13 protein-coding genes and 1 pseudogene are annotated in these 10,971 nt (G+C 68.9%); 8 read left to right on the top strand and 6 right to left on the bottom strand.

The features are described 5' to 3' along the window. The 4 genes from flgK to IEX22_RS13195 form a co-directional block, all read right to left on the bottom strand. On the bottom strand, positions 1-1,088 hold a 1,088-nt coding region (flgK, locus tag IEX22_RS13210; RefSeq protein WP_188668863.1), incomplete at its 3' end, for a flagellar hook-associated protein FlgK. Between the two features lie 16 nt (positions 1,089-1,104). Next, the gene (locus tag IEX22_RS13205) at positions 1,105-1,587 is read right to left on the bottom strand and encodes a flagellar protein FlgN (protein ID WP_188668862.1); all 483 of its coding nucleotides are present in this window, start codon (positions 1,585-1,587) and stop codon (positions 1,105-1,107) included. Positions 1,588-1,980: 393 nt separating this feature from the next. Continuing rightward, positions 1,981-2,355, bottom strand: coding sequence for an ArsR/SmtB family transcription factor (locus tag IEX22_RS13200; RefSeq protein WP_188668861.1), 375 nt, complete (start codon positions 2,353-2,355; stop codon positions 1,981-1,983). A gap of 15 nt (positions 2,356-2,370) precedes the next feature. Next, positions 2,371-3,279, bottom strand: a complete 909-nt coding sequence (locus IEX22_RS13195) for a cation diffusion facilitator family transporter (protein ID WP_188668860.1) — start codon at positions 3,277-3,279, stop codon at positions 2,371-2,373. A 261-nt stretch (positions 3,280-3,540) separates the two neighbouring features. Here IEX22_RS13195 and IEX22_RS13190 point away from each other — a divergent pair, with 261 nt between their 5' ends. The 5 genes from IEX22_RS13190 to IEX22_RS13170 all read left to right on the top strand — a co-directional run bounded on the left by IEX22_RS13190 (position 3,541) and on the right by IEX22_RS13170 (position 7,583). After that, positions 3,541-3,876 (top strand): DUF6804 family protein, encoded by a 336-nt coding sequence (locus tag IEX22_RS13190; RefSeq protein ID WP_188668874.1) that lies wholly within the window; start codon positions 3,541-3,543, stop codon positions 3,874-3,876. Beyond that, on the top strand, positions 3,873-4,838 hold the full coding sequence (locus IEX22_RS13185; protein ID WP_229660031.1) for a cytochrome c oxidase assembly protein: 966 nt from the start codon (positions 3,873-3,875) through the stop codon (positions 4,836-4,838). Before IEX22_RS13190 ends, IEX22_RS13185 begins: the two co-directional genes overlap by 4 nt. A 296-nt stretch (positions 4,839-5,134) precedes the next feature. Then, a complete protein-coding gene (locus tag IEX22_RS13180) occupies positions 5,135-6,136 on the top strand; it encodes a calcium:cation antiporter family protein (RefSeq protein ID WP_229660030.1) in 1,002 nt (333 codons plus the stop codon). A gap of 67 nt (positions 6,137-6,203) precedes the next feature. Continuing rightward, positions 6,204-6,887: a recombinase family protein gene (locus tag IEX22_RS13175; protein ID WP_188668859.1), complete on the top strand. Its 684-nt coding sequence runs from the start codon at positions 6,204-6,206 to the stop codon at positions 6,885-6,887. A 6-nt stretch (positions 6,888-6,893) separates the two neighbouring features. Further along, complete coding sequence (locus IEX22_RS13170) at positions 6,894-7,583, top strand: helicase associated domain-containing protein (protein ID WP_188668858.1); 690 nt, start codon at positions 6,894-6,896, stop codon at positions 7,581-7,583. A 272-nt stretch (positions 7,584-7,855) separates the two neighbouring features. On the opposite strand, the gene IEX22_RS13165 is transcribed toward IEX22_RS13170, so the two are convergent. Next, entirely contained in the window at positions 7,856-8,167 is a 312-nt protein-coding gene (locus IEX22_RS13165) for a hypothetical protein (RefSeq protein ID WP_188668857.1), read from the bottom strand. Here IEX22_RS13165 and IEX22_RS13160 point away from each other — a divergent pair. The 3 genes and pseudogenes from IEX22_RS13160 to IEX22_RS13150 form a co-directional block, all read left to right on the top strand. Next, positions 8,081-8,389: pseudogene (locus IEX22_RS13160) on the top strand (LexA family protein); the annotation flags it as partial. The gene IEX22_RS13165 and the pseudogene IEX22_RS13160 overlap by 87 nt on opposite strands. Before the next feature lie 2 nt (positions 8,390-8,391). Beyond that, a complete protein-coding gene (locus IEX22_RS13155; RefSeq protein WP_188668856.1) occupies positions 8,392-8,685 on the top strand; it encodes a helix-turn-helix domain-containing protein in 294 nt (97 codons plus the stop codon). A gap of 683 nt (positions 8,686-9,368) precedes the next feature. Beyond that, the gene (locus tag IEX22_RS13150; RefSeq protein WP_229660029.1) at positions 9,369-10,652 is read left to right on the top strand and encodes a site-specific integrase; all 1,284 of its coding nucleotides are present in this window, start codon (positions 9,369-9,371) and stop codon (positions 10,650-10,652) included. 7 nt (positions 10,653-10,659) lie between these two features. Here the strand turns inward: IEX22_RS13150 and IEX22_RS13145 are convergent, their stop codons facing one another. Further along, positions 10,660-10,971: a thioredoxin domain-containing protein gene (locus IEX22_RS13145; protein ID WP_026936351.1), complete on the bottom strand. Its 312-nt coding sequence runs from the start codon at positions 10,969-10,971 to the stop codon at positions 10,660-10,662.

Raw genomic sequence — 10,971 nt, 5'->3', positions numbered from 1 at the left:
AGCGCGGACGGGTCCGCGGGCACGACGCTCAGTCCCGCGGCCGCGGGGCGTCCGGGGTCGAGGGCGAAGAAGGCGCCGGCCGGGGTCCCGGCACGCGTGGTGCCCGCTGCGTGGGCGGCGTTCACGGCGTCGGCCAGTCCGGTGGCGATGCCGTCGAGGGCGGCCGCGGCCTGGGCGATCGCGCCGCCGGTGCCGCTCCCGTCGGCGGGGGCGAGCACGCTCAGGGTTCCGGCGAGGCGGCCTCCGGTCAGGGGCACCGGGGTGCCGGGAGCGTCCTGCCAGGCGACGCCCACGGCGGCGGGGCCGGCCATACCGGCGGCCGCGTCGGCGGGTCCGGTGACGACCAGCGCGCGCGACGCCGTGCCGCTGACCAGCCAGGTCCCGTTCAGGCGGACGGTCATGCCGCCGTCGGCCTCGACCCGCGCGGTCGCCCCCGCGGTCGACGCGAGCTCCTCGGCCAGCCGGGCCCGCTCGTCGATCAGTTCGTTGGCGGCCCCGCCGGCACCGGTGGCCGTGCTGATCGCCCGGTTGAGGTCGGCGAGCCGGGACGCGGTCGCGTTGACCTGGGCGACCTGGGGGTCCACGCCGGCCCGGCGGTCGGTCCACTGGGTGGTGACGGCCATACGCGCGGTCTCCAGGCCGGCGGCGACGTCCCGTCCGGACTGGAGCACGGCGACTCCGGCCCCGGGCTCGTCCGTGTTGGTCGCCAGGACGTCCCACGCGGACCAGAACGCGGTCAGCTTCTGCGAGAGGGCGGTGGGTCCGGGCTCGCCCCAGGCGTCCTCGAGGGAGGTGTACGCGGCCGCGCGGACGTCGGCGTACCCGGCGGCGGCGGCGCTGGTGCGCACGCCGGTGTCGAGCAGGGCGTCGCCGAGCCGGCTGATGCCGGTCACGGTGACGCCGGCGCCCACGGGCGAGCCGACGCTGCCGAAGGTGGCGGTGGCCGGCGCGAGGGAGGCCTGCTCCACCCGCTGCCGGGTGTACCCGGGTGTCGCCACGTTGCTGATGTTCTGGCCCGTGATCAGCGTCGCCTGCTGGGCGGCGTTCAGGCCGCGCTGGGCGAGCTGGAGTCCCGCGAAGCTGCTCATGGTGCCTTCCCGGCGGTCAGAGGGTCTGGTCGAGGAACCGGGACAGCGACGACGGCGCCGCGGAACCGGTCGAGTCGTAGGTCCGGGAGGACGGCGCGATGGTGGCCATCGTCTCCTCGGTGGCCCGGGACGCGGCGCGCAGGAACTGCTCGTTGGCGTCGCGCAGCGACCGGATCGTGGCGGTCTGCTCGACCATGGCGGACAGGTGGGAGACGAGGATGTCCTGCCAGGCGCCGTCGGGCGCGACCTCGGCCAGTTCCCGCAGCGTGGATTCCAGGGGAGCGCCCCACTCGGCGGCCAGGGCGGCCACGATCACGGTCCGTTCCAGTCCCGCGACGGCGAGCTGGTCGACGACCTGCTCCACCTCGGCGGTGGCCTGGGGCAGGCGCCGGGTCCGTCCGGCGGTCAGCAGTAGCTGTTCCACCTCCAGGCGGAAGGTCAGCGTGTCCAGCAGCTCGCGTTCCCGCCACAGCTGCGCCGACAGGTCGGTGAACGACATGCCCGGGCGTCTCCTTCGTTCATCGCATCCGGGGGCGTCCGCGGGAACGTCCCGCGTGCGGTCCACCGGCAGGGTGGGGCCGTCGCCGTCTTCGGCTCCGGTACCCATCACTATCGGCGTGGTGGGCCGTGCGGTAAGGCCGGCGGCAGTCGGTTCCGGGGCCGGTGGGGACCTGAAGAGTGAGCCCGGTATTGCCGGAGGCGCCCCCTCACCGTGCACATCATCGGGCGGGTCTATCGTGCACCCGCTCGTCCAGTCGCCACGCGGTGAGGTCGAAGGCCGCGGGATGTCCGATAGACGTTCGTCTATCGGACACCAGCGCGGTCGTCATTCCAGGCGGGGCTCAGGGAAAGCGGCGGTTCCTCGGCCTCGGGTCTCGCAGCCCGTGTGCAGTCAGTGGTCCGATTCTCCAAGTACGTGGATCGGGTTGGCGTGGGTGACGTGGTCGAGGGCGAGTTGGAGCAGGGCACGGACGTGGGCGTCATGGAGTTCGTAGTGGGCCTCGCGACCCACGCGGTGCACCCTCACGACGTGGTGCGCCCGTAGAAGCCGTAGGGCGTGCGACACGGCTGATTCGCTGGATCCGACGGTAGCGGCCAGGTCGCGGACCCGCATCCGCTCGTTCAGCAGTGCGGTGAGGATTCGGACCCGCGCGGGGTCGCCGAGCAGCGAGAACACGTCAGCGACCTGCAGGACGCTCTCCTCGGCCGGTATCTCTACCCTGACGTGCTGCCCGTCGTCTCCGTCAGGTTCCTGTGGAGCTCCCATGGAGTGTCACTCTAGCTAGACCGGCAGCTGACGCTCGTCGGTGAAGGTGACCGGTTCGCACTGAATGGTGGCGTGGTGGATGCCGTGTTCGTCGAGCACGGCATGGGTTGCCTGGAGGACCGTGGCGAAGTCGGCGCCGGCGGCGATGCGGACGTGTCCGGTCGCGTTCTCGATGCCCGAGGTGAGTGTCCAGACGTGCAGATCATGCACGCTGTCCACGCCCGGCAGGGCTTCGATCTGGGAGGTCAGCTTCGGCACGTTCACGTGGGCGGGAGCCACCTCGAGTAGGATCCGCAGGGCCTGGCGAGTGAGGATGAACGTGCGGGGGAGGATGAACAGGCCGATGCCGACGCCGATGATGGGATCGGCGTAGGGCCACCCGGTGGTCCACAGAATGATCGCGGCGACGATCACACCGACCGATCCGAGCATGTCGCCCATCACCTCGAGCATCGCCCCGCGTAGGTTCAGACTGTTGCGGGCTCCAGATCGCAGCAACAGGAAGCTGACCACATTGACGGCCAGGCCGATGACCGCGGTGACGAGCAGCGGCGGCCCGGGTACCGACGGAGGGTCGCTGATCCGGCGCATGGCCTCGACGATCACGTAGCCGGCCACTCCGAACAACAGGATCCCGTTGGCCAGGGCTGCCAGCACCTCCAGCCGATACAAGCCGTAGGTGCGCTGGGCGGTTGCGGGGCGGCGAGCCAGCAGGATGGCGGCAGTCGCCATGCCCAGGCCGAGGACGTCGGTTCCCATGTGTCCGGCGTCGGAGATCAGGGCCAGCGAGTTGGTCGTGAAACCAACCACAAACTCCACGACCATGAACCCGCCGGTGAGGCACAGGGCCGCGATCAGAGCCCGCAGATGGCGTCCGCTCGCACTTCCACCCGTGCTCGGTCCGTGCTGATGCCCCGCGCCCATCTCCCACCTCGCTTATTCATATGATCAGGTATTCAGATGTTAGCCTAAGTGCAACACCGGGAACACACCGTCCTTGAGGGCGGCGAAGTGGGCCGTGACTGGTCGACGCTCGCGTCCCGCGTCGATGCAGGACGCAGAGCGGCCCCGCCGGCGTGGAGGCCGCCCGTGTGCTTGTGGACCACTTCGACGGAACGGAATCATGACCACCGACAAGACCTCCCGATCCTTCCGCCGGTGCAACGATTCGATGGTGAGCCGGCGGTGAGCAAACGCGGACGGGTGCCCTCGCCGTACCAGCGGAACGCCGCCGCTCCCGGTGCCGTTGCAGCTGCGGCACTCTTCCTCGCCCCGGTTCTGACCGGAGCGGGCTGGGGTCCGGTCGTGTTGTTCCTGACCGCGATCCTGGCGATGATTGTCGGCTGGTTCGCGGTGCAGGCCAAGCAGTGGTGGTGGGTGGCGGTCTTCGCCCTGATTGCCGTGGTGTGGAACCCGGTCTTCCCGCTTTCCTTCGCCGGTCCGGTCTGGGGTGCCGCTCAGCCCACCGCGGCGGTCGTCTTCCTCGTTGCCGGTGTGACGATCAGGGTGCGGCGATCGTGACCGGCAACGCGACGATCCTTCCGCCGCCGACACCAGAAAATTTGGCGGCGTTCTGGCCCGTCGGTGTGTCCGTGGTCGCGCCGATCGCCGTGGTGCTCGCCGTGTTGTACCTGCTCGGTGCGGTGGCGCTCTGGCGGCGGGGACGTCGCTGGTCGGTATTGCGCACGATCTCGTTCCTGCTCGGCTGCGGGATCCTGTTTCTCACTGGAAGTCTGGGGCTGAACCAGTACGCAGAGTGGCTCGTCGGAGCGCTCGTGTTCCAGCAGATCACCCTGATGACCGTCGTGCCGCCCTTACTCATCGTCGGTTCGCCGGGCCGGCTCATCCTCCGGGCGACACCGCACCGGGGGATCGGTCGTGTGGCGTTGCGCGTCGCACATGGTGGGCTGCGCTCCCGCGTCGCCAGCGCGGTCCTGCATCCGGCCGTCGCCATCATGGTCGCGGCCGCGCTCTACCTCGGGCTCTATCTCACTGACCTCGTCAGCGTGGCGATCGCTTTGCCGGCGGGTCACGAGCTGCTGCTGATGACCTTCCTCGTCGGCGGAATCGTCGCCGCCGTGCCGCTCTGGTCCTCGGATCCACTGCCGAGGGCCCCGTCCTATGCGGCCCGGCTGGCCGACGTAGGAATCGAGCTGCAGATCCACGCCATCTTCGGCCTGGTCCTGCTACGCACGCCCTCGCTACTTTTCTCAGCGCTCTCCAGCCCGCCCCCATCATGGTCGGTCGACCCCCTCTTCGACCAGGCAGTCGCAGGCACCCTGGCGTGGACCTACGCCGAACTGCCCTTGTTCGTCATCCTGATCGTGACCCTCGCCCGGTGGGGCAGTCGGGACGCGAAACTCGCCGCCCGTCATCAACCACGGCACGAAGCCGACCTGGAGGAGTACAACGCCTACCTCGCGTCCCTCGAGGGACGAGGCTCGTCGTCTGCCGGCGACGAGCAGGGCCAGCGCGGTGGGTAGCGGTGGCCCTGGGGGTCGTGTCGAGAGCGGTCGGCAGGTCGTCGGCGCGGCTCGACTCGACCTTCTCTGCGGCGTGAGGCCCGGGAACGCGGCGCGTTCATGGCGTCGAGTGCGATGAGGCAGCGGCAACTTCCGTATTCACCCGATCTAACGGCTTGTCTTCACGTAGACACACACGAATGTCGCTTGTGATCATCGATGGCGAAGGGGAGTAGTTCCGTCCTGGTGCAGCACCGGACGCGGCGTGTCGACATAGTGGCGATCAGGACGATCCGCCCGGTACGTCACCTCAGGTGATGAGGCGAGCGAGACCTTCGGCCCAAGGGCCGGAGTGTGTCGCGCTCTGGCGTCGTGCTGATCATTGGAGTGAACTCATGCCCGCTGCACTGTTGCGCCGTGTCGCATTGTGCCTGGCCATCGCGGCCCCGGCCGTCATCGTCCGTCTCTCCGGCCTCGAGATCCCACCCCTCGCGGTCATGCTGGTCTTCGGTGCGGCGATCGTCGCGTCCGCCTTCCTGCTGGCGTGGGCCGCAGAAGCGGCGCAGAAGGACATCTCCGGGGCCCTGGCCATCGCCATCCTCGCGGTGATCGCCGTACTGCCCGAATACGCCGTCGACCTCTACTACGCCTTCCGGTCCGGCACGGACCCGACGTACGAGCAGTACGCGGCCGCGAACATGACCGGATCGAACCGGCTGCTGTTGGGTTTCGGTTGGCCGCTCGTGGTGATCGTGGCCCTGCTGGTGGCCAGGAAGACCGCCAAGGCGGAGGGCCGCCCCACCCTGGGATACCTGCCATTGCCGCGCGGCAGCCGCCTGGAGATCGGGTTCCTGGCCCTCCTGGGCTTGCTGGCCTTCGTGATCCCCGTGCTCGGGCAGATTCCCTTCGCGTTCGGCGTCCTGCTGGTGCTGGTGTTCGTCTGGTATCTGTGGCGTTCGGGTCAGGCCGAGAGCGAGACCGAGGAAGAACTCGTGGGGCCGGCCAGGCTGATCGGTGATCTTCCGCAGAAGACGCGCCGGGCGACAGTCATCGGCCTCTTCGTCGTCGCCGCATCCCTGATCCTGGCGTCGGCCGAACCGTTCGCGGACGCGCTCGTCGAGTCCGGGTCATCGCTCGGCATCGACAGCTTCTTCCTGGTCCAGTGGCTCGCGCCCCTGGCGTCGGAGGCGCCCGAGTTCATCATCGCGGCGATGTTCGCCCTGCGGGCGCCGTCTTCACGGTGTCCACAGCTGATCCGAAGACGACCGGAGACCGGTCGTCGTAGACCTGGCGTGTCGGTCGAAACGGACCGGTTCTGACACGTTGCTGCGACCGCCGTCGAAAACCCATAACCAGCAGGTCAGAATGCATGTCCAATGACATACTGTGTCAGAACGAGACCGAGTTGGATTCTGGAACATTTGGGGGAGTGGGATGCCGTCACGCTTGACGGTTGTCGATGGGACTGGCCGTGAGGTCGACGTCGAGGAGCCGCGAATCACGCCCAACGGCGTGAGCCTGGGCTACGCCCGCACGTCGACGAGGGATCAGTCGCTCGAGCTGCAGCGCCGGGCCCTGGAGGCTGCCGGCTGCTTCGACGTCTACGCCGACCGAGGCGTGTCCGGGAAGACGATGGCGCGGCCGCAGCTCGACATGTGTCTCCGCGCTTTGCAGCCGGGCAACACACTGGTGGTGTGGAAGCTGGACAGGCTCGGCCGGACGGTGAAGGGCCTCGCGGCCCTGCTCGATGAGCTGGCGGACCGCGGTGTTGGGTTCCGGTCGCTGACCGAGGGCATCGATACCGCGACTCCCACAGGCCGCCTCATGTTCCACGTGATTGCCTCCGTCGCGGAGATGGAACGCGAGCTGATTCGGGAGCGGACGAAGGCCGGTCTGGCCGCGGCGGCCGGCAAGGCCGGACGCCCACGAGCCCTCGAGCCGCACGACGTCGACCTGGTGCGCCGGCGGCGGGCCGAGGGGTGGACGCTGAATGCCATCGCAGCGGACCGGAAGGTCAGTCGGTCCACCATCATCCGCGCCCTCGACGTCGACGGCAATACGGAGCTCTGACGGGGCATGGCGGCCGTGGATCCGGACTGCATCGAGTACGGGTGCACGCACCCGCACGTAGGCCTGGACGAGTGGACCCTGATGTGGATGCACGGCCTCGAGCCACGCGAGATCGCTCGACGCTGCGGCGTGGACTCGTGGCGGGTGAACCAGGCGATCGCCGTGCGCGTGCGCCGCGACCCGACGATGCCGGCCCGTCGGCTCAAGAGGCACCTGCACCCGTTGCCGGCGACCCTCACCCAGAGGCAGGACTTCGGTCAGAAGATGGCCGACTACCGGGTCTGGCTGCAGCGCAACGGGCGCGAGCCCCGCGAGAACAGCGGGAGCCGGTATGAGAGGGAGCTGTACGGGTGGCTGGCCCGCCAGCGGGCTGCCGAGCGCCGGGGGAACCTCAGTGCTGACAGGGCGGCAGCACTGGACGGGGTGAGTCGGTGGCGCCGGCCAGCGCTTGGCGCGTTGCGCGACGAGCACTTCGCTGAGCGGCTCGAGCAGCTGGCCGCGTTCGTCGATCAGCAGCATCGGATCCCGACCCGGTACGGGGGCGCGGGCGAGGAGGAGCGGCGGCTGGCGGTTTGGCTGATGGGGCTGCGAGCCGCCTCCCGAAGGTCCTGGCTCACGGCACACCGCGTGGAAGCGCTCGACGCCGTGGCGCCGGACTGGCGCGGGCGCAGGAGCCCACGGTTGCCGCAGGAGTAGGGCAGGGGGGGTACTCCGGGAAAAGCATGACAGCCGTGGACGGTCGGGCCGCATAGAGCAGCCGTGACCCCTTCACACAACAGGACCGTCCGGGCGCTCGTGAGCGTCGCCCTGGCCATCATGGTCCCCTTCGCCCAGCTCGCGGACCACTCTCCAACCCAGGTGATCCCGGCTGTGCCGGCGGCGATCACCGTCAACCCGCCGGCGACGTCGGTGGACGCCCGTCCCGTGGCTGGCGTAGTCATCCGCAGACGATGCTGATAGGTGCTCGACTACGCCCCACCCGGGTGACGTGACGCTGCTGCGGAGCCGCCGCCGGCGGCCGCCAGGCGGGCCGCGACCATGGGCACGGTCGCGCGGGCGACGTCGAGGTCGGCGCCGGCGTCGACGCACAACCGCATCGCCGCCACCGCCCACCAACACCCCGACGTCGGATCGGCCATCGCGGCCTTGTAGGTGCCGGCGGCCGCTCCGAGGAGGTCGCCGCGGCCGCCGGCATCCAGGTCGCCCCCATCGCCGTCCCGGCCGGGTTCCCCTCGCCGGCACAGGACTACTACGACGGGTCCGTCGACCTGAACGAGCACCTCATCCAGGACCGGACCTCCACGTTCGTGGTCCGGGTGTCGGGGGACTCGATGACCGGGGCCGGCATCAGCGACGGCGACGAACTCGTCGTCGACCGCGCCCGCCGGCCCACCGACGGTGCCGTGGTCGTCGCGATCCTCGACGGTGAACTGACCGTCAAGAGGCTCCGTCTCACCCGGGCCGGTGTCGTTCTGGCCGCGGAGAACCCGGCCTACCCCGAGTGATGGCTTCGCGCGGGATCTTCCAGACCTCCAAGCTGAAGCCACTGCTCGAGGAACGCGGGATCGACCTGTCCAGGGAGCAGGTGTATCGGCTGGTGACGCAACCGCCTCAGCGGGTGCGTCTCGACGTGTTGGCGGCGTTGTGCGATGCGCTGGAGTGCTCACTCGACGATCTCGTGACAATCGCTCGCCGAGAGGCATCGACCCCGGTGGCCGTGGGCGAGGAAGCGACGCGCGGGTCGATCGGTGATCTCCGTCCTGTCCGCGCAACCATCCGCCGTCCGCGTACGAAGTAGCCACGGTGGCCAAGCCTCCGCAGCAGCCGAGAGTCACGGAAGTTATCGACCTCGTGCGTCCCCTCGTTCCCGAGATCTTGCCCGAGCGTCTCGCTGAGATCGTGCATTCGGTTGCGCCAGTGCCCCTCACGCAGCGGCTTCTTGAGCTCGCGCTGATCAAGCAGCCTGGGGTCCTCGAGGGGCGGCATGCGAATGTGCCGGTGACCGTCCAGGATCTGGCCCGCGCGCTGGTAGAAGAAGGAGCAGACCGGGTAGTGCTGCCGACGTGCGAGTCCTGCGGCCGCTCGGTGAGAATGCCCCACAAGACGCCGAGCGGTGGTCGGCACTGCTCTCGTTGCGAGCGGAACGCCAGGTCCGTCTCCTGCGCTTCCTGTGGCCGGGTCCGACCCGTGCAGCGCACGATCGACGGACAGCGCTTCTGCCGCGAATGCTGGCGAGCCGACCCTCGATCGTTCGGTGACTGCTCGCGGTGCAGGCAGCACGCGACCATCATCGTCCGCCGCCCGGAACTCGTCTGCCTGGCCTGTTATACCGCACCGATCAAGACCTGCGGTCTCTGCGGAGAACCTGGCCGGGTCGCCTCCCACCTTGACGGGCGACGGGTATGCGCACGCTGCTATTACGCGATGCGTAGACCGCAGCCCTGTCCCGAGTGCGGGCGCAGGGTGTTCTTGACCGGTTTCATGAACGGTCAGAAGGTCTGCGCCGACTGCGCGGGCGCTCCGGTGACGATGGCCTGCCCTGGGTGTGGCTCGATCGAGGAGATCCGCAAGCATCATCTCTGCGTCGAGTGCCGCCGGCCCGTCGCGATCCAGCAGTTGCTCGCCGACGACGCGGGAGAGATCCGCGCGGACCTCCACCCCCTTGCGGACTATCTGCTCACGCACCACAGCAAAGCCGCATCGCTCGAACGCTGGATGCACAAGAGCAAGTGCGCGATGGTGCTCCGCGAGATCGCGGACGGAACCCTGCCACTCACCGCCGAGGCGATCATCACCCGAGCTCGGTCGGGACAGTCGGTAGCGTTCCTCCTCTCGCTTCTGGTCCGCTCAGGAGTGCTTCCGGAGATCGATGTCGAAGGCACGCGCTTCGACCACTGGCTCGATGGATGGTTGGCGGGCATCGAACATGCCGAGGACCGGCTGGTCCTGCGCCGGTACTGCACCTGGGAGCTCCTCCGGTCCACCCGGGCTTTCCGAGCGGTACCCCGCAGTACATCGAGTCCAGCCGCTGGCTTCCAAAGGCAACGGGCCGCGCTGAAGTACTGCGCCGCGCTTCTTCGAGAGATTCGGTCACAGCAAGAGACGCTGGCAACCTATCCGCAGCGCCGGCTCGACGCATATCTGACTGATTCACCGAGCCAGCGTGACGCGCTGGCACCATTCACTCGCTGGCTACGACGGCACCGGATGAGCACCCTCCGAGTCGAGTTCCGAGCCCATCGCCTCGAAGGGCGAAGCTACGCCTCCGACCACCGATGGCAGATGGCTCGCAAGTTCCTGTCGGATGCCGGCATGGACCCGAAGACCCGGGCAGCCGGGCTCCTCGTACTGCTCTACGGCATCCAGCTGACCCGCATCGTCACGATCACCCGGACACAGATCGATACGAGCTCGCGGCCCGTCACGCTGACCGTCGGGGCCGAGCCGATCGGGCTCCCCGAGATCCTTGGCGACGCCATCAGCGATCTCGCCGACGCCGCGAAGCACCATCCTGAAGGATGGCTGTTCCCCGGCCGGAACCCAGGCAATCACCTCACCCCGGGCCCGCTGAGCCGTCGTCTTCGCGCCGAAGGCCTGCTCGCGGGAAGCGCACGCACCACAGCGCTCATCGAGCTCACCCGGCAAATGCATCCCCGGATCGTCTCGGATCTCCTCGGCATCACGACCTCGTCCGCCGCCGCATGGTCGCGTCTCGCCGGCGGTGACTGGTCCGACTATCCGGCACTCCGTTCCGACCACGCCTGAACGAGCATCACACGTCAGCGCCCGGGCCGGAAATCGCTTCGCGCAACTGCTCGACGGTCGGCGACCCGGCGATCCCAGCTGGCGTGCGGAACATCCGGCAGGCGAGCCCGACGTGGGTACGCTCGTCGGCGAACGGGTCGATGCCGTCGACGAGCACGGTTGGGGAGCCGTGGAACCCGAGGCGCACGGCGTCCTCGGGGGTCTCGACCAGCTGACGTATGACCCTGACATCGGATCGGTCGTTGACTACTTCAGCGAGCCGCTGGTCGAGCACCTCCCAGTTGGGGCAGCCGTTGAAATACTGCAGGATGATCTCCAT

Origin of the sequence: Tersicoccus solisilvae (genome assembly GCF_014643255.1) — a bacterium.
Taxonomy (GTDB): domain Bacteria; phylum Actinomycetota; class Actinomycetes; order Actinomycetales; family Micrococcaceae; genus Tersicoccus; species Tersicoccus solisilvae.
The sequence above is the reverse complement of the archived record's forward strand: the minus strand, read 5'-3'. Positions and strand labels throughout refer to the sequence as shown.